Annotated in this window: 1 protein-coding gene; it reads left to right on the plus strand. The window is 33.2% G+C overall.

What is annotated here, in order from left to right; genetic code table 11:
• Positions 1–164: 164 nt before the first annotated feature.
• Positions 165–253: YrhC family protein (locus V7654_RS22890; RefSeq protein ID WP_335433170.1), on the plus strand; the 89-nt coding region annotated here is incomplete at its 3' end.

Raw genomic sequence — 253 nt, forward strand, 5'->3', positions numbered from 1 at the left:
GGTTTGTCTACAGTCTGAGTCCCTTATAGAATAAGGGGCTTTTTTTATGCGATAACAGTCCAAAAATATTCAGGATAATCAACTTCCAAAATTTACATCATAAATAAGGGTTTAAATATGTTAAAGTAGCGTTGTGGTTAAGACAAATTATGCAGGTGATGGAAATGAACGCTAAGCAAATCTATGAAAAAATGGTTGATTATAAACAGTTCGCTACAGTCCTATTGACAGTTGGCGTGTTTTTTTATTTAGG

The organism is Bacillus sp. JJ1609, assembly GCF_036967045.1.
Classification (GTDB): Bacteria; Bacillota; Bacilli; order Bacillales; family Cytobacillaceae; genus Mesobacillus.